General features: G+C 72.5%; 19 protein-coding genes. 14 read left to right on the top strand and 5 right to left on the bottom strand.

The annotated features are described in order from the left end of the window. Position 1 precedes the first annotated feature (1 nt). Together B085_RS0125915 and nudC are read left to right on the top strand one after the other, a co-directional pair. Entirely contained in the window at positions 2-1390 is a 1389-nt protein-coding gene (locus B085_RS0125915; RefSeq protein ID WP_026251443.1) for a dipeptidase, read from the top strand. Positions 1391-1433: 43 nt separating this feature from the next. Beyond that, positions 1434-2387, top strand: a complete 954-nt coding sequence (gene nudC / locus B085_RS0125920; RefSeq protein ID WP_018561523.1) for an NAD(+) diphosphatase — start codon at positions 1434-1436, stop codon at positions 2385-2387. A 62-nt stretch (positions 2388-2449) separates the two neighbouring features. Here nudC and B085_RS0125925 read toward each other — a convergent pair whose 3' ends face one another. Beyond that, positions 2450-2707, bottom strand: coding sequence for a glutaredoxin domain-containing protein (locus tag B085_RS0125925; protein WP_018561524.1), 258 nt, complete (start codon positions 2705-2707; stop codon positions 2450-2452). A 154-nt stretch (positions 2708-2861) separates the two neighbouring features. On the opposite strand from B085_RS0125925, the gene B085_RS43795 reads away from it, so the two are divergent. From B085_RS43795 to B085_RS47370, 5 genes are all read left to right on the top strand, one after another. After that, complete coding sequence (locus B085_RS43795) at positions 2862-5096, top strand: ATP-dependent DNA helicase UvrD2 (protein ID WP_018561525.1); 2235 nt, start codon at positions 2862-2864, stop codon at positions 5094-5096. A gap of 152 nt (positions 5097-5248) precedes the next feature. Continuing rightward, positions 5249-5539 carry a hypothetical protein gene (locus B085_RS0125935; protein ID WP_018561526.1) on the top strand — a complete coding sequence of 97 codons (291 nt, stop codon included), beginning with the start codon at positions 5249-5251 and terminating at the stop codon, positions 5537-5539. Between the two features lie 105 nt (positions 5540-5644). Beyond that, positions 5645-5998, top strand: a complete 354-nt coding sequence (locus tag B085_RS0125940; RefSeq protein WP_026251444.1) for a WhiB family transcriptional regulator — start codon at positions 5645-5647, stop codon at positions 5996-5998. Continuing rightward, positions 5995-6306 carry a hypothetical protein gene (locus tag B085_RS0125945; protein ID WP_026251445.1) on the top strand — a complete coding sequence of 104 codons (312 nt, stop codon included), beginning with the start codon at positions 5995-5997 and terminating at the stop codon, positions 6304-6306. Before B085_RS0125940 ends, B085_RS0125945 begins: the two co-directional genes overlap by 4 nt. A gap of 73 nt (positions 6307-6379) precedes the next feature. Next, positions 6380-6577 (top strand): hypothetical protein, encoded by a 198-nt coding sequence (locus B085_RS47370; protein ID WP_078620060.1) that lies wholly within the window; start codon positions 6380-6382, stop codon positions 6575-6577. A 21-nt stretch (positions 6578-6598) separates the two neighbouring features. Here B085_RS47370 and B085_RS0125955 read toward each other — a convergent pair whose 3' ends face one another. Further along, entirely contained in the window at positions 6599-7969 is a 1371-nt protein-coding gene (locus tag B085_RS0125955; RefSeq protein ID WP_026251446.1) for an ABC1 kinase family protein, read from the bottom strand. 79 nt (positions 7970-8048) lie between these two features. After that, positions 8049-9161, bottom strand: coding sequence for a TOMM precursor leader peptide-binding protein (locus tag B085_RS0125960; protein WP_037732474.1), 1113 nt, complete (start codon positions 9159-9161; stop codon positions 8049-8051). A gap of 237 nt (positions 9162-9398) precedes the next feature. Here B085_RS0125960 and B085_RS0125965 point away from each other — a divergent pair, with 237 nt between their 5' ends. The 4 genes from B085_RS0125965 (at position 9399) to B085_RS0125980 (ending at position 13192) form a co-directional block, all read left to right on the top strand. Beyond that, positions 9399-9974 (top strand): M48 family metallopeptidase, encoded by a 576-nt coding sequence (locus B085_RS0125965; protein ID WP_026251447.1) that lies wholly within the window; start codon positions 9399-9401, stop codon positions 9972-9974. 87 nt (positions 9975-10061) lie between these two features. After that, positions 10062-11717, top strand: coding sequence for a TerD family protein (locus B085_RS0125970; RefSeq protein ID WP_018561533.1), 1656 nt, complete (start codon positions 10062-10064; stop codon positions 11715-11717). A gap of 13 nt (positions 11718-11730) precedes the next feature. Next, a complete protein-coding gene (locus B085_RS0125975) occupies positions 11731-12414 on the top strand; it encodes an AIM24 family protein (protein ID WP_018561534.1) in 684 nt (227 codons plus the stop codon). 16 nt (positions 12415-12430) lie between these two features. Beyond that, positions 12431-13192: an AIM24 family protein gene (locus tag B085_RS0125980; protein ID WP_018561535.1), complete on the top strand. Its 762-nt coding sequence runs from the start codon at positions 12431-12433 to the stop codon at positions 13190-13192. 33 nt (positions 13193-13225) lie between these two features. Here B085_RS0125980 and B085_RS0125985 read toward each other — a convergent pair whose 3' ends face one another. Both B085_RS0125985 and B085_RS0125990 read right to left on the bottom strand, forming a co-directional pair. After that, on the bottom strand, positions 13226-13753 hold the full coding sequence (locus B085_RS0125985) for an NUDIX hydrolase (protein WP_018561536.1): 528 nt from the start codon (positions 13751-13753) through the stop codon (positions 13226-13228). Next, positions 13750-15195, bottom strand: a complete 1446-nt coding sequence (locus B085_RS0125990) for a zinc-dependent metalloprotease (protein ID WP_018561537.1) — start codon at positions 15193-15195, stop codon at positions 13750-13752. The genes B085_RS0125985 and B085_RS0125990 overlap by 4 nt, the downstream gene beginning before the upstream one ends. 128 nt (positions 15196-15323) lie before the next feature. Between B085_RS0125990 and B085_RS0125995 the strand changes: the two genes are divergently transcribed. The 3 genes from B085_RS0125995 (at position 15324) to B085_RS50150 (ending at position 17258) form a co-directional block, all read left to right on the top strand. After that, positions 15324-16427: an SDR family oxidoreductase gene (locus B085_RS0125995; protein ID WP_026251448.1), complete on the top strand. Its 1104-nt coding sequence runs from the start codon at positions 15324-15326 to the stop codon at positions 16425-16427. A gap of 59 nt (positions 16428-16486) precedes the next feature. Continuing rightward, positions 16487-16945: a molybdenum cofactor biosynthesis protein MoaE gene (locus tag B085_RS0126000; protein ID WP_026251449.1), complete on the top strand. Its 459-nt coding sequence runs from the start codon at positions 16487-16489 to the stop codon at positions 16943-16945. 145 nt (positions 16946-17090) lie between these two features. Next, on the top strand, positions 17091-17258 hold the full coding sequence (locus tag B085_RS50150; RefSeq protein WP_018561540.1) for a hypothetical protein: 168 nt from the start codon (positions 17091-17093) through the stop codon (positions 17256-17258). Positions 17259-17302 lie beyond the last annotated feature (44 nt).

Below are 17302 nucleotides of genomic sequence, written 5' to 3' on the forward strand. Positions count from 1 at the left end.
CATGAGCACCACCCCGGACAGCGTCGTCCGTACGTACGTCGAAGCCCATCGCGAGACCTTCCTCGGCGACCTCGCCGAGTGGCTGCGCATCCCCTCGGTCTCGGCCGATCCGGAGCGCGCGGCCGACGTACGGCGCAGCGCAGAGTGGCTGGCGGCGAAGCTGAAGGAGACCGGCTTCCCCGTGGCCGAGGTGTGGGAGACCCCCGGTGCCCCCGCGGTCTTCGCCGAGTGGCCCTCCGACGCCGCGGACGCGCCGACGGTGCTCGTCTACGGCCACCACGACGTCCAGCCCGCCGCCCTCGAGGACGGCTGGGAGAGCGAGCCCTTCGAGCCGAGGATCCGCGACGGCCGGATGTACGGACGCGGCGCCGCCGACGACAAGGGCCAGGTGTTCTTCCACACACTCGGCGTCCGCGCGCACCTGGCAGCCACCGGCCGCACCGCCCCCGCGGTGAATCTGAAGCTGCTGATCGAGGGCGAGGAGGAGTCCGGCTCCCCGCACTTCACCGACCTCGTGCGCGCCAACGCCGGGCGGCTGGCCTGCGACACCGTGATCGTCTCGGACACCGGCATGTGGGACGAGGACACCCCCACCGTGTGCACCGGCATGCGCGGCCTGGCCGACTGCCAGATCGACCTCCACGGCCCCGACCAGGACATCCACTCCGGATCCTTCGGCGGCGCCGTCCCCAACCCGGCGACCGAGGCGGCCCGGCTCGCCGCGGCGCTGCACGACGCGGACGGCCGGGTGGCGATCCCCGGCTTCTACGACGGGGTCGTCGAGCTCGGCGACCACGAGCGCGAACTGTTCGCCCGGCTGCCCTTCGACGAGGAGCGCTGGCTGCGCACCGCCAAGTCGCACGCGACGAGCGGCGAGGCCGGCTACTCCACCCTGGAGCGGGTCTGGGCCCGGCCGACCGCCGAGGTCAACGGCATCGGCGGCGGCTACCAGGGCCCCGGCGGCAAGACGATCGTGCCGTCCTCGGCGCAGCTGAAGCTGTCCTTCCGGCTGGTGGCCGGGCAGGACACCGACCGGGTGCAGCGGCTGGTCGCCGACTGGGTCGCCGCCCGCGTCCCGGCCGGGATCCGGCACGAGATCACCTTCTGGGGGGCCACCCGCCCCTGCCTGACCCCGCTGGACCACCCCGCGCTGCGCGCGGTGACCCGGGCGATGGGCCGGGCCTTCGGCAAGGAGGTCCTGTTCACCCGTGAGGGCGGCTCGGGCCCGGCGGCCGACCTGCAGGACGTACTCGATGTCCCCGTCCTGTTCCTGGGAATTTCCGTGCCGTCCGACGGTTGGCACTCGGTGAACGAGAAGGTGGAACTGGACCTTCTGCTCAAGGGCGTGGAGACGTCCGCGTACCTCTGGAGCGAGTTCACGACTCTGTGAGCATCCGCACCCATCCGCGCGCTATGGGGAGTTGACAGGAATCTTGTCCGATACGTCCGGAACCGGCCCCACCTTCGACACGGCGGCCTTCCCACCGCCCCTCGCCCGCCCGTCGGGCGTGGACCGCGCCGCCGAGCACCGGCTCGACGAGGCCTGGCTGGCCGCCGCCTGGAGCCACCCCAGGACGCAGGTGTTCGTGGTCTCCGGGGGTCAGGTCCTGGTCGAGGACACCCCGGACGGCCGCACCGAGCTGGTCATGATGCCGAGCTTCGAGGCGCCGGAGAGCGAGGTGCACCGCTACTTCCTCGGCGTCGACGACGAGGGGGTCCGCTACTTCGCGCTGCAGAAGGACTCGCTGCCCGGACGGCTGGACGAGGCGGCCCGCCCGGCCGGGCTCCGGGAGGTCGGGGCCCTGCTGTCGGACCGCGACGCCGGCCTGATGGTGCACGCGGTCGCGCTGGAGAACTGGCAGCGCATGCACCGCTTCTGCTCGCGCTGCGGTGAGCGCACCGTGGTGGCGGCCGCGGGCCACATCCGCCGCTGCCCCGCCTGCGGCGCGGAGCACTACCCGCGTACCGACCCCGCGGTGATCATGCTGGTCACCGACGAGGAGGACCGGGCGCTGCTGGGCCGACAGGTGCACTGGCCGGAGGGGCGCTTCTCGACGCTCGCGGGCTTCGTGGAGCCGGGGGAGTCCCTCGAGCAGGCCGTGGTGCGCGAGGTCGCCGAGGAGGCCGGCGTGACCGTCGGCGAAGTGTCGTACGTCTCCAGCCAGCCCTGGCCGTTCCCCTCCAGCCTGATGCTGGGCTTCATGGCGCGCGCCACGTCCGCGGAGATCACCGTGGACGGCGAGGAACTGCACGAGGCGCGCTGGTTCTCCCGCGAGGAGTACCGCAAGGCGATGGAGACCGGGGAGGTGCTGCCGCCCTACGGGATCTCCATCGCGGCGCGCCTGATCGAGCGCTGGTACGGGATGCCGCTGCCGACCCGCCGCTGAGGACGGGCGACGGCCCCCGTCCGGCCCGGCCGTGCTCGCAGCGCGGCCGGGCCGGACCGTCCTCAGCCCGCGAGGGCCTGCTTGACCTGGGCCAGGCTGGGGTTGCTCAGCGCGACGGCCTCGGCGCCGCTCTTGGGGGACACCAGGAGCGTCGGGACGAGCTGGTTGCCGCCGTTGACGCTCTCGACGAACTTCGCCGAGTCCGGGTCGTGCTCGATGTTGACCTCCGTGAAGGCGATGCCCTCACGGTCCAGCTGGCCCTTCAGGCGGCGGCAGTATCCGCACCACGTGGTGCTGTACATCGTCACAGTGCCGGACATCGGTGTTCGCTCCTTCAGGGCTGGGGATGACGTCGATCCCGAGAACGCTAACCCCTCGCCTCGGCATTCCTTGCAATCGTTCGCGGTACGACCATCCCACCTCAGCTGTGGATAACTTTCCCGGCCGTCTCCCGGGACCTGGCAGCATGGCGGGGTGACTGCACCAACCCACACCCCGCTCTTCCCGGACTTCCCCGCCGTACCGGACTCGGCGGACGCCGTGCTCGCCGGGCTCGACCCCGAGCAGCGCGCCGTCGCCACCGCCCTGCACGGCCCGGTGTGCGTGCTGGCCGGTGCCGGCACGGGCAAGACGCGCGCGATCACCCACCGGATCGCGTACGGGGTGCGGGCCGGGATACTGCAGCCGTCCAGTGTGCTCGCCGTCACCTTCACCGCCCGTGCGGCCGGGGAGATGCGGGGGCGGCTGCGGCAGCTCGGCGCGGGCGGTGTGCAGGCGCGCACCTTCCACTCCGCGGCGCTGCGGCAGCTGCAGTACTTCTGGCCGCGGGCCGTCGGCGGCGACATGCCGCGGCTGGCCGAGCGCAAGATCCAGCTCGTCGCGGAGGCCGGGGCCCGTTCCCGCATCCGGCTGGACCGCAACGAACTGCGCGACGTCACCGGCGAGATCGAATGGGCCAAGGTCACCCAGACCGCTCCCGAGGACTATCCGGCGGCCGCCGCCAAGGCCGCGCGCGACGTGCCCCGCGACCCCGCCGAGATCGCCCGGATCTACACCACCTACGAACAGCTCAAGCGCGACCGCGGGGTCATCGACTTCGAGGACGTGCTGCTGCTCACCGTGGGCGTCCTGGAGGACCGGCCGGACGTCGCCGACGCCGTCCGCTCCCAGTACCAGCACTTCGTCGTCGACGAGTACCAGGACGTCAGTCCGCTGCAGCAGCGCCTGCTGGACCTGTGGCTCGGCGGGCGTGACAGCGTCTGCGTCGTCGGCGACGCCTCGCAGACCATCTACTCCTTCACCGGCGCCACCCCGGAGTTCCTCCTCGGGTTCCGCGGCCGGCACCCGCAGGCCACGGTGGTCAAGCTGGTCCGCGACTACCGCTCCACCCCGCAGGTGGTGCACCTCGCCAACGGGCTGCTGTCCCAGGCCCGCGGCCAGGCCGCCCAGCACCGCCTGGAGCTGGTCTCGCAGCGCGAGGCCGGCCCCGAGCCGGTCTACACCGAGTACCCGGACGAGCCCGCCGAGGCCGAGGGCACCGCCCGGCGGATCCGCGAGCTGATGGACGAGGGGGTGCGCCCCAGCGAGATCGCCGTGCTGTACCGGGTGAACGCGCAGTCCGAGGTCTACGAGCAGGCGCTCGCCGACGCCGGGGTGCCGTACCAGCTGCGCGGCGCCGAGCGCTTCTTCGAGCGTCCCGAGGTCCGCGAGGCCGGGATGCTGCTGCGCGGTGCCGCACGGGCGGGCGGCGGCTCCGACCCGGACCTGGACGACGCGGATCTGCCCGCACACGTGCGGGCGGTGCTCAGCACCCGCGGCTGGTCCACCGAACCCCCGGCCGGATCGGGCGCGGTCCGTGACCGCTGGGAGTCGCTGGCGGCCCTGGTGCGGCTGGCCGAGGACTTCCACCGGGCCCGGCCGCAGGCCACGCTCGCGGACTTCGTCGCCGAGCTCGACGAACGCGCCGGAGCCCAGCACGCCCCGACCGTCGAGGGCGTCACCCTGGCCTCGCTGCACGCCGCCAAGGGCCTGGAGTGGGACGCGGTGTTCCTGGTCGGCCTGACCGAGGGCACGATGCCGATCACCTACGCCAAGACCGACGAGCAGGTCGAGGAGGAGCGCCGGCTGCTCTACGTCGGCGTCACGCGCGCCCGGTTCCACCTCTCGCTGTCGTGGGCGCTGTCCCGCTCGCCGGGCGGACGCGGCGGCAGGAGGCCCTCGCGCTTCCTGGACGGGCTGCGGCCGGGCTCGGCGGCCCGGGGCAGGGCGGGCGGCCGATCGGCTGCCACGGGTGGCGTGGAGCGCGGCTCGGGCGGCAGGAAGCGGCGCGGGCCGGTGCAGTGCCGCGTGTGCGGCCGCACGCTGTCCGACGCGGGCGAGATCAAGCTGATGCGCTGTGAGGACTGCCCCTCCGACATGGACGAGGCGCTGTACGAGCGGCTGCGCGAGTGGCGTGTGGAGCAGGCGAAGGCGCTGGGCCAGCCGGCCTACTGCGTCTTCACCGACAAGACGCTGCTGGCGATCGCCGAGGTGCGGCCCACCACGGAGGGTGAACTGTCCGTTATCTCCGGGGTCGGAGCCCGCAAACTGGACAAGTTCGGTGCCGACGTCCTCGCCCTGTGCACAGGTGGCGAGCCAGGTGGTGCGGCCGGTGGCGGAGCGGTCGAGGAGGCCGTCGGGGAAGTTGTCGAAGAAGAGCCCGGAAAATAGTTTGCGCGCCCCGAGGAAATCCCCATAGCCTGCGTGAGCGCGAACGACGCGGCTCTGTGAAGGACCTTCCCGGAGCGGTGGAATCCGTGATGTACTGACCCAGCACCACTTGCCAGACCAGCCCAACGAGACGCCGAGAGGAGGCGAGACCAGTGACCAGCTTCATGACGAAAATGACCGATCGTCCGGTCGCCGCCGCCTGCTCTCTTGGTGTCTCGCTCCGTGGCACCGGTCTGTCCAGCCACCTGTCCGTCGAACTGCCCACCACCGTTCTCTCCATTCGGGAGCGCGGCGGCGAGCGACCGACGCAGGTGCCGGCGGTGGCAGTGACGGCTGAGGCTCAGGCCTATGCCTTTGCGGCGACCAATGGTGCCGGAACCCAGAAGCAGCAGCACCCGAAGTGGGCCTTCCGCGGGCTCGAACCCTGGAGTGATCCAGTCTGATCGACGATCAGGCAGGCGCCTTCAGGGCCGCGGAATCCCAGACCGGGATCCGCGGCCCTTCTGTTTTCCCCACCCCCCGACAAACAGATGAGGAACGAAGCGATCGTGCATCTCACCCCGCACGCACCGTCCGTACCCGCCCCCGTACGCCCGCCTGACCCTGACCCGGAGGTCCCCTTGCTGCCCCTCACCGAGCTCGAAGACGAGATCGACCGCCTCGGCGTCCCCGTCCCCTGCCGGACCTACGACCCGGAGGTCTTCTTCGCCGAGTCCCCGGCGGACGTCGAGTACGCCAAGTCGCTCTGCCAGACCTGCCCGGTCCGCGAGGCCTGCCTCGCCGGTGCGAAGGACCGCCGTGAGCCCTGGGGTGTCTGGGGTGGCGAGCTCTTCGTCCAGGGCGTCGTGGTGCCGCGCAAGCGTCCCCGTGGCCGTCCGCGCAAGAACGCGGTTGTGGCATGAAGCGTCCCGCCGTCGGAACGATCGACCGTCCCCTCACGCACGACCCCAAGAAGCAGGCCCCGATGAACCCGTCCGTCACCGAACGCCCCGCCCCGCCGTCCGACGCTCCCACTGAGCGCCAGAACAGGAACCTCGAAATGCAACTCATGCCAGAAGCCCTGGCTCGTGCCCATATGCAAGAGCGCCTCTACGAGGCCGAGCACGAACGGCTGGCCCTCCGCGTGCTCAACGCCCGGCGCCTGCAGCGCCGCGCCGAGCGCGCCTCGCTCCGCGCCCGCCGGGCGCTGGCGATGGCCGTGATGCAGTAGCGCTCACACATCGGCAACGACACACAACCGCGGGGCCGGTCGATTTCGACCGGCCCCGCGATATCGTCACAAAGTGGACCAGAAGACTCAATTCGAACGGGTCGGGACTGCTCCCACGACGACATGCGCCCGGTGCGGAGCCGTCGCCGAGGAACTTCCCCTCACCTGGACCTGCTCCGTCGAGAACGGCAGCCGCGTGTACTTCTGCGACGACTGCGCCCGCACCAACATCCGCAGCATCGAGGGGCGACTGGACTCCTCCTGGTGGTAGGGCCCGCCGGGCCCGCTGCGCCTAGGCTGAGGCGTCCTCGGTCTCGGGCAGCGGGGCCAGGTCCTCCCCGGAGAAGCCCGGCAGCCATTCGAGCAGCTCGTCCCGCAGCCGGACCGTGGCCGCCAGCTGGCACAGCACCCCGATGGTGCTGAGTGTCACCCGGTGGATGAGCAGGTATGAGGGCGGCAGATTGAGCTGCTTGCCCAGCTGGTGCGCGGGTGAGCGCGGGTCGGCGATCCGCGCCGCCTGCGCACGCATCCAGCCGCGCGCGAAGGTGAACTCCTCCACCGCCGCGGGCTCGATGATCGGCCGCAGGTAGTCCAGCACGGCGTCGGGGTCGAGCTCGACCGTCGGCTTGACGAAGCCCTCCTGGCGGAGCATCGAGTGCACCGAGTCCGCGTCGTCGGCGAGCGCCAGGCGCAGCGCCGTCCCTATGGGCAGCGGCAGGCCCTCGGGGAGGCGGTCCACCGTGCCGAAGTCCAGCACGCCCAGCCGCCAGCCCCGCGCGGGACCGTCGTCGACCAGCAGCCGGAAGTTGCCCGGGTGCGGATCGGCGTGGAGCAGCCCGGTCCGCGCAGGGCCGGCGAAGAGGAAGCGCGCCAGCAACTGGCCCGCGCGGTCGCGCATCTGCGCGGAGCCCTCCGAGATCACCTCCGCCAGCGGCACGCCGTCCATCCACTCCGTGACCAGCACCTGGTCCGTGCGGTGCACCACGTCGGGCACCACCACGTCCGGGTCGTCGGCGAACTCGACCGCGTGCGCGTGCTGGGCCTGCGCCTCCAGCTCGTAGTCCAGCTCCTCCGCGACCCGGTCGCGCAGCTCGGAGATCAGCGGCTTGATGTCCATGCCGGGAATGAGCGGCCCGAACAGCCGGGCCACCCGGCCGAGTTGGTTGAGGTCCGACAGCAGGGCGTCCCCGGCGCCGGGGTACTGGACCTTCACCGCGACCGTGCGGCCGTCGTGCCACACGGCCCGGTGCACCTGCCCGATCGAGGCGGCCGCCGCCGGGCGGTCGTCGAACTCGGTGAAGAACTCGCGCCAGTCCTCGCCGAGGCGCTCGGCCAGTACGGCGTGCACGGTGCGGGCGGGCATCGGCGGCGCCGCGTCCTGAAGCTTGGTGAGGGCGGCACGGTAGGGGCCCGCGACCTCCTCGGGCAGGGCGGCCTCGAAGACCGACAGGGCCTGCCCGAACTTCATGGCGCCGCCCTTCAGCTCGCCGAGGACCTTGAAGAGCTGTTCGGCCGTCCGCTCCTGCAGCTCGGTGGCGACCTCTTCCGCGGGGCGCCCGCCGAGCCGCTTGCCCAGTCCCAGCGTCGCCCGCCCGGCGAATCCCAGTGGGAGTGCCGCCAGCTTGGCGGTACGGGTCACCGCTTTGCGCGGAAGATCAGACATGCGCCCCCTCTTTCCGATCGGTCACGTCGTCATTGTCCCCCGCCCCTCCCGGACCATGGCACCGGCGGTGTCACAAACCTCATGCGTCGTCGGTCACCCCGGCATCCGCGGTGTGCGCGCCGCACCCGCACCTGCGGTCCCCCGGCACCGGCCGTACCTCCGTCGTCAGCCGGGCGAGACCCATCTCGACGCGCCCGCCGCAGCTCGGCGGCCGCCCGCCGTCGACGAAGGCCAGCGCGTGCGCCGCGGCGAGCCCCGCGACCGTGGTGGCCAGAGCGATGTCGCAGGCGGGGACCCCGCCCCGGCCGGACCGCAACTGCGCCAGCACCCTGGGCCAGGCCGCGTCGGCGTCGGCCATCCGAAGTCCCAGGCATCCCGCGCACCCCGTGCTCCCCGGCACCACCAGGGGACCCACCACTCCCCGGCCTTCCAGCACCCCCGTATAGAGGTGGGGGATGCCGGCGGCCATCAGCGGCTCGGCCTCGTGCGCGTCGGGGGCGTAGGCCGCCAGGCCGTCCCGCGGTGCGACCACCACCAGCGACAGCCCGGGCTCCGGCGCGGCGGACGGCCCCCGGCGGCCCACCGCTGCCGCCCGTGGATCGGGCGCCGCCCTGCGCACCAGACCGCGCGCCGCCGCGTCCCGGCGCTCGCCGATGTGCTCGGCGGGGATGCCGCCCGGCGCGGTGTCCCAGGGTTCGACCCGGCCGCCGTCGCGTACGTCGACCCGGCCGACCCCCGCCGCGGAGAGGACCGCCGCGACCGTCGCGCCGACCCGGCCGGCCCCGGTCACCCGTACGCGGGCGGCCCGCCGGCGGCCCATCCGGTCCGCCGCGCCGCCCGGGTCGGAGTGCACCACGGACAGCGCCGCGAGGTCGGGGCGGAGCCGGTCCAGTGCGGCCGAGTGGTGCCGTATGGTCTCGGACAGCTCGGTGTGCGCCGTCGCGTCGTCGAGCACACCGCCCTCGGCCAGGAGCCCGAGCAGCCGCCGGGCCTGCGGGGCCCGAAGCCCCAGCGACTCGGCCTCGCGGGCGAGCGGACCGAGGCCGCGCGTGCCGTCGAGCAGGTCGAGGAAGGCGGCGGCCGCGCCGTCCACCGGGTCCAGGACCACCGCGTGCGCCGGGTCGACGCCGAACTGCAGACTTTCCCGGTTGCGCCAACTGCGGCGCATCGCCGGCTTGAGCATGGGACGCATCGCCACCCCCGTGGGCTCAGTTCCCGATCGAGAGATCGTTCCGATTCCGTACCGGACCAGCATGCCCGGAATCCGCGAACAGACCGCGAAAGTTATCCACAGGTGCCGCGAATGATCATTCGATATGACTGGGACCAGGCATCCGGCACCCGGCACCCGGTAACTTTCCGCGCTCCTTTTTCACCGGGCGCCACCGGGGGCGGGACTTCCCGGACCCGGTACGGGTAACGTCGGGGCGTGTCCGCCGACCCCGCCCAGAGCCTTTCCGGCCAGCCCCCGCGCGCCCCCAGGACCAGCGCGGTGGAAGTGCGCCGAAGCGCCCGACGACGCCGGACGGTCTCGGCGTACCGCGAGGGCGACGTCACCGTGGTCCTCATCCCCGCCCGGATGTCCGCCGCCGAGGAGAAGCGCTGGGTGACGGTCATGCTCGACAAGCTCGCCGCCCAGGAGAGCCGCCGCCGGCTCGGTGACGACGGGCTGTCCGCCCGCGCGGCGCAGCTGTCCGAGCAGTACCTCGGAGGCCGCGCGATACCGCGGACCGTGCGCTGGGTCACGAACCAGAACTCCCGCTGGGGCTCGTGCACGCCCGCCGAGGGCAGCATCCGCCTGTCCCACCGGCTCCAGGGCATGCCCGAGTACGTCGTCGACTACGTCCTGCTCCATGAACTGGCCCACCTCCTGGTGCCCGGTCACGGGCCGGACTTCTGGAGGCTGCTGGAGTCCTACCCGCGCACCGAACGCGCGCGCGGGTACCTGGAGGGCGTCGTCGCCGCGGCCCGGCTGCCCCACCCGCCCACGGCACACGAGGAATAGCGGGGGAATAGCCCCTGTCACGGCCAGCGGTTAGCCTGGCGCAACGCACCAAGTACGTACGTACGGATGGGGGGACGGTCCTTAGCAATGGCCAGGGAATTCCAGCGCGGCCACAAGGCCAAGATCAGTGACCTGACCGCGGGGACGGATCTGTACATCGGCGTGCAGATCGGCGGACCCGGTCTCGGTTTCGACATCAGCTGCTTCGGGCTCGACGCCGGGGAACAGCTCTCAGACGACCGCTACTTCATCTTCTACAACCAGCCCAAGTCGCCCGAGGAGGCGATCCAGCAGCTGGGGACGCAGGCCGGCGACACCGAGTCCTTCCGGGTCACCCTGGACCGGATTCCCGCCCAGATCCAGAAGCTGAGCTTCACCGCGACGATCGACGGCGCCGGGCAGATGTCGCAGATCGGTCCGGGCTACGTCAGGATCGTCGCCGGGGGCGAGGAGGTCGCCCGCTACGCCTTCACCGGGGCCGAGTTCAGCACCGAGCGCGCGGTCATGCTCGCCGACTTCTACCTCAAGGACGTCTGGCGCTTCGCGGCCGTCGGCCAGGGCTTCGACGGCGGACTGGACGCCCTGCTCAAGAACTTCGGCGGCGAGGTCGCCGAGGAGCAGCAGGCCGCGCCCGAGCAGCCCGCCGCGGCACCGGGCTTCGCGCCCCCGGCGGGCCCCGCGCCCGGCTTCGCGCCCCCGGTGGCCACCGGGCCGCCCGCCCCTCCGCAGCCCGCGCCGGGATTCGGCGCCCCGCCGGCTCCGGCGCCCGTGCACGCCGCCCCCACCATGGTGGCGCCGATGACCACGCCGCCGCCCCAGGCCCCGCCGCAGGCGCCCCCCGGTCAGCCGCCGTTCGGCCAGGTCCCGCCGCCGCAGGCGCCTCCTGGTCAGGTCCCGGGCCAGATGCCGGGTCAGCCGCCCTTCGGACAGCCCCCGTACGGCCAGCCCGCACCGGGCCAGCCCCCGTACGGCCAGCCCGTCCCCGGTCAGCCGATGCCCGGTCAGGGCATGCCGGGCCAGCCCGCCTTCGGCCAGCCGCCGCAGGCCCCGCACACCGGCCAGGTCCCGCAGACCCCCGGCGCGGGTCTGGCGGCGGCCATGCAGAAGTACCGTGAGCTGCCCACCGGCCAGCGCTGGACCCAGCAGAACCCGAAGCTGATGCGCGCCGACCTCGCGCAGGCCGGCGGCCAGCCCGTGCTCGCCCGCCAGGGCAGCATGGTGCTCTACCAGGGCAAGGTCGAATTCGGCTACAAGGGCGCCGGGTTCACCGGCCGCATCGTCGGCAACATGACCGGCCAGGAGATGCAGTTGATGCGCTGCACCGGCCGCGGTCAGGTCTTCTTCGCCGAGGAAGCGTCCTACCTGCACCCCATCGAGCTCCAGGGCGACGCCATCTGCGTCTCCGCCGAGAACGTGCTCGCCTTCGACGAGTCCCTGCAGCACGAGGTCCGCCGCATCGAGGGCCACGGCATTCCCGGCGGCGCTCTGTTCACCATGCTGTTCCAGGGCACGGGCACGGTGGTGGTCAAGACCCACGGCACCCCGGTGGTGCTGCCGGTCACGCCGACCACCTACGCCGACAGCAACGCGATCGTCGCCTGGTCGGCGGCCTCCCAGGTGGTGCTCTCCAGCCAGGTGAGGCTGCGCAGGAACGCGTACCCGGGACACAGCGGGGAGACCGTGAACCTGCAGTTCCGGGGCGCCCCGGGCAACTTCATCATCGTCCAGCCGTACGAGGTCTGAGGGGGAGCCCGTCATGGACCAGTCACTGATCTCCGGGTACGCCCCGGCACCGGTCACCGCCCGCATGGAGAACCACGGCAGCAGCATGCTGAAGGTGGCCATGCAGAGCGGCCAGGACCTCTTCGCGCGCACCGGCTCGATGGTCGCCTACGAGGGCTTCGTCCAGTACGAGCCCAACCCGCCCGCCGTCCGCCAGATGGCCTCGCAGTGGCTCACCGGCGAGGGCGCACCGATCATGAAGTGCTCCGGCGACGGCCTGCTGTACCTCGCGGACTACGGCGCCGACGTCGTGTGCGTCTACCTCGACAACGAGGCGCTGTCGGTCAACGGCAGCAATCTGCTCGCCTTCGACGCCCACCTGCAGTGGGGCGTGGAGCGGGTGAAGGGGCTGGCCAAGTTCGCCGGCCAGGGCCTGTTCAACGTCGGGATCTCGGGCACCGGCTGGGTGGCCGTCACCTCGCGAGGTACCCCGGTCGTGGTCGACTGCGGCCGCGGCGAGGACGAGACCTACGTCGACCCGGACGCGCTCGTGGCCTGGTCGAGCGGGCTGAAGACGAAGGCGAAGCGCAGCTTCAAGGCGTCCGCCCTCATCGGGCGCGGCAGCGGCGAGGCCTTCCAGATCGGTTTCTCCGGCCAGGGCTTCGTCGTCGTACAGCCCAGTGAGGACAGCACCGACCGCCTCCGAGTCCGGGGCTGAGGGGGAGCGAGACACCATGCAGAGCCCGCTTTTCGGCTACACCGAGGTCCAGACCGAGGACCAGTACGCACTCCAGAACCCCTACCTGCTGCGGGTCAGGCTCGACGGCCGCACCGACTGCCTGGCCCGCAAGGGCGCCATGGTCGCGTACCAGGGCCTGATCGAGTTCGACGGCGAGTACCAGAGCCACGCCCAGCGCTCCGCCCGCCACCGCACCGGTGAGGGTCTGGACCTGATGCGCTGCTCCGGGCAGGGCACGGTCTACCTGGCCAACCTCGCCCAGCACGTCCACGTCGTCGACGTGGACCAGGAGGGCCTGACCGTGGACGGCGCCTATGTGCTGGCGCTCGACTCCGGACTGCACTGGGAGGTCATCTCCGTCGACAGCCAGTTCGGCATCTCCGGCAGCGGCGCCTACAACCTCAACATCACGGGGCACGGCAAGGTCGCGCTGATGACCTCGGGCAAGCCGCTGCTGATGCCGGTCACCCCGGACAAGTACGTCTCCGCCGACTCCGACGCGGTCGTCGCCTGGTCGTCCTCGCTCCGGGTGCAGATGCAGGCCCAGACCAGCTCCTCGGGCGTCTGGCGGCGGCGCGGCAACACCGGTGAGGGCTGGGAGCTCAACTTCCTCGGACAGGGCTACGTCCTGGTGCAGCCCAGCGAGCTGATGCCGCCGCAGAACGCCCAGCTCGGCGGGGGCGTCGCCGCGCAGTACGGCTTCGGCCAGCAGGGTGCGCACGGCATGAACCAGGGCAACATCTTCAGCAACCGCTGAGCGCCCGCCGCGGGTCCCGCCCCGCGCGCCGCCTCAGAGCAGCGCGCGGGTGCGGGCCAGCAGCGTCCGGACGGAACCGTCCGCGACGTCGGCGACCTCGTCGTACGAGTACCACTTCAGGTCCAGCGACTCCTCGCTGATCTCCTCCACCGCGCCGGGCGGGGCCACCGCCGCGTACTGCACGTCCAGGTGCCAGGCGCAGGGCGTCAGGTGACGGTCGAGGTTGACCGGCTGGGGCCGCAGCAGGGCGAGACCGCGGATACCCGACTCCTCGACACCCTCGCGGAGCGCGGCCGCGGCCAGCGAGGTGTCCTCCGGTTCGCAGTGACCGCCCATCTGCAGCCACATCCCGAGCTTCTTGTGCAGGGTCAGCAGCACCCTTCCGCGCTCCGGGTCCACCACCAGGGCGCTGCACGTGAGGTGTCCCTCGGCGCAGGCCTTCCACATGCCGTCCGGATGCTCCTGCAGGTGCGCCAGGTAGGTCTCCCGAAGCCGCTCCTGGCCCGCGTCGGGCGCGGACCAGTCCTTCAGGACGCGCACCGCGTCGTCGTGCAGACTCACTTCTCGTCGTCGCCCTTGCCCTCGTCGGTGCCGTCGCGTCCGTCCTCGTCCCGCCGGACGTCCTTCACATGACCGCCCGCGGCCTCGCCGAGGATCTTGTCGAGTTCGGAGAAGTCCAGCTGCTCGTGGTGGACGAAGCCGTCGGGGTCGTCCAGGTCCGCGGCGGTCGGCAGCATGTCCGGGTGGGCCCACAGCCCGTCGCGCCCCTCGACGCCGCGCGCGTCGGTGAGCGAGGCCCACAGCCGGGAGGCGTCCCGCAGCCGGCGGGGCCGCAGCTCCAGGCCGATCAGCGTGGCGAAGGTCTGCTCCGCGGGGCCGCCGCTCGCCCGGCGCCGGCGCAGCGTCTCGCGCAGCGCCCCGGCCGACGGCAGGTGCGGGGCGGCGGCCGCGTGCACGACCGCGTCCACCCAGCCCTCGACGAGGGCGAGGGCCGTCTCCAGGCGGGCCAGCGCCGCCTTCTGCGCCGGGGTGTCCTCGGGCTGGAACATGCCCTGCTGCAGGGCGTCCTGGAGCGCCTCGGGGTTCGACGGGTCGATGTGGCCGACCGCGTCCTCCAGCTTCGCGGTGTCCACCTTGATACCGCGGGCGTAACCCTCGACGGCGCCGAACAGGTGTGCCCGCAGCCACGGCACGTGGGCGAACAGCCGCTGGTGCGCCGCCTCGCGCAGCGCCAGGTAGAGCCGGACCTCGTCCTGCGGCACGCTCAGGCCCCGGCCGAAGGACTCCACGTTGGCGGGGAGCAGCGCGGCCTTGCCGGCCGGGCCGAGCGGCAGGCCGATGTCGGTCGATCCCACGACCTCACCGGCGAGCGTGCCCAGCGCCTGCCCGATCTGGGTGCCGAACATGGCGCCGCCCATGGAGCGCATCATGCCCAGCAGCGGGCCGGCCATGGCCTGCATCTCCTCGGGCAGCACGTCGCCCATCGCCGTGCCGACGCGCTCGGCGACCGGGTCGACCAGCTCCTTCCACACCGGAAGGGTCGCCTCGACCCACTCGGCGCGGCTCCACGCCACGGCCGAACCGGCGCCGGAGGGCATCGACGTCACCCCGTCGAGCCACAGGTCGGCCAGCCGCAGCGCCTCCTGGACCTTGGCCCGGTCCGCGGGGCCCACACTGACGTCCTTCGAGCCCTCGGGCGTGCCCTGGGCCACCGTCTGGCGGGCGATGTCCTTGGCCATCTCCCAGTTCACCGGGCCGCCCTCGTACGAGAGCATCTGGCCCAGCTGCTGGAAGGCCGCGCCCAGGTCGTTGGGGTTCAGCGAACCGAACATCGCGGCGAAGGGGTTGTCCCCGCCCGGTCCGCCGAAGGGATTCGCGCCGCCGAAACCGAAGGGATTGGCCGGGCCCCGGGAGCTGTCGCCGGAACCGCCCGGCTTCTTGCCGTCGTCCCCTTCCTCGGGCTCCTCGGGAGGGACTCCGAATCCGAATGGGATGTCGCTCACGGTTTCCTCGGCTCTGTGTGTTGTGGGCTGTACCTCCAGCCTAGACACCCGTCAGGCAGGATGGCTGCGTACGGACCGCGGTTGCGGACCGCGCACCCGGTACCAGAGACAACCGTGGGAGACACCTGGTGAGTTCCCCAGAACCGACCGTTCGCCCAGAGCGGAGCGGCGACCGGGCCCCCGTTGGGCCCGTGGTCGCCGTCACCGGCGCCGCCTCCGGCGTCGGCCTGCTGCTGGCCCTGCGGCTGGCCGAATCCGACCGGGTCAAGAAGGTCGTGGCGATCGACGAGCGCCGCGGTGACGTTCCCGGCGCCCAGTGGGCTGTGCTCGACGTACGCGACCCGGCGATCGCCGAGCGGCTGCGCGGCGTGGACGTCGTCGTCCACCTCGCGCTCGACCTGGACCTGGAGTCCGACCCCAAGGCGCGCAGCGCCTTCAATGTGCGCGGCACCCAGACGGTGCTCACCGCGGCGGCCGCCGCGGGCGTGCGGCGCGTGGTGCTGTGCACCTCTGCCATGGTCTACGGCGCCCACGCGGACAACGACGTCCCGCTCGCCGAGGACGCGCCCCTGCGCGCCACCGCGGAGGCGTCGTTCGTGGGCGACCTGCTGGAGATCGAGCGGCTGGGCAAGCGGGCCCCCCGTGCCCACCCCGGCCTGAACGTGACGATCCTGCGTCCGGCCGTGCTGGTGGGCGGCACCGACACCGCGCTCACGCGCTACTTCGAGTCGCCGCGCCTGCTGGTGGTGGGCGGCAGCCGCCCCTGCTGGCAGTTCTGCCACGTGGAGGACCTGGTGACGGCGCTGGAGCACGCGGCGCTGGAGAAGGTCGACGGCGAGATGGCCGTCGGCTGCGACGGCTGGCTGGAGCAGGAGGAGGTCGAGGAGCTCTCGGGCATCCGGCGCATGGAGCTGCCGCCCGCCGTGGCGCTCGGCGCGGCCTCCCGGCTGCACCGGCTGGGTCTCACGCCCTCCCCGGCGGGCGACCTGGCGTACACGATGCATCCCTGGGTGGTCAGCGGCAGCCGGCTGCACGAGTCGGGCTGGCGGCCGAAGTGGACCAACGAGGAGGTGCTGGCCGTCCTGCTGGAGGAGGTCGCCGGCCGCAACTCCGTCGTCGGGCGGCGCCTGGGGCGCAAGGACGCGGCCACGCTCGGGGCGGCGGGCGCGACGGTCGCCCTGGTCGGCACGGCGGCGATGGTGCGGAGGGCGCGCAGGCGCCGCGGTGTCTGAGCGTCGCCCCGCGAACTCGCTCCGGAAGGGGGTTTCCGCATGACGGGCGATGGGGCAGCATGAGCCGCATGGCACAGACGCACGACGAACCCCTCCGGCTCCTCGCGATCCGGGACACCGAACTGTCCGTGGACGAGGTCTTCCGCGCGGTGGGGCACGACTCCGCCGGCGGCACCGCGCTGTTCGTCGGCACGGTCCGTGATCACGACGGCCCCTCGGGCGCCGAGGTGACCGGGCTCGGCTACTCGGCGCACCCCAGCGCGGAGGCGGAGCTGCGCCGGGTCGCGGAGAAGGTGGCCGCGGACTTCCCGGTCAGGGCACTGGCCGCCGTCCACCGGGTGGGCGAACTGCGGGTCGGTGACCTCGCGGTCGTCGTGGCGGTCTCCTGCCCGCACCGGGCCGAGGCCTTCGCCGCCTGCCGGAGGCTGATCGACGACCTCAAGCGCGAGGTCCCGATCTGGAAGCACCAGGCCTTCGCCGACGGGACCGAGGAGTGGGTCGGAGCCTGCGCCCACTGACCACCGGGCACGCGGTCCGCCACCGGCCTCCCCACTGGGTGGCCCACCTGCGGTTGCGTAACCTGCGACCCGCTCTGAACGTTGTAGCAGCAGAAGATTAGTCTGCTCATAGTTCTTGATCGGCATGCGCGTCCAGGAGGCCGAAGTGGCAGCGCTCGCATGGTTGCTCATCCCGCTGGTCGCCGCCGTCGCCGCGGCCGTCTGGGGAAGCTGGGCGGCGCGTACGCGCTCCACGGGGGACGGTGCCTCGCTCGCCGACTACGAGCGCTTCCGCGAGGCGATGCAGCGCACCGGATCGGGCGGACCGGCCTGAGTGCCCACGGGGCGGCTGACGGTCACGTACCGTACTGTCGTTCC

Source organism: Streptomyces sp. BoleA5 (assembly GCF_000373665.1).
In the GTDB taxonomy this organism is placed as follows: Bacteria; Actinomycetota; Actinomycetes; order Streptomycetales; family Streptomycetaceae; genus Actinacidiphila.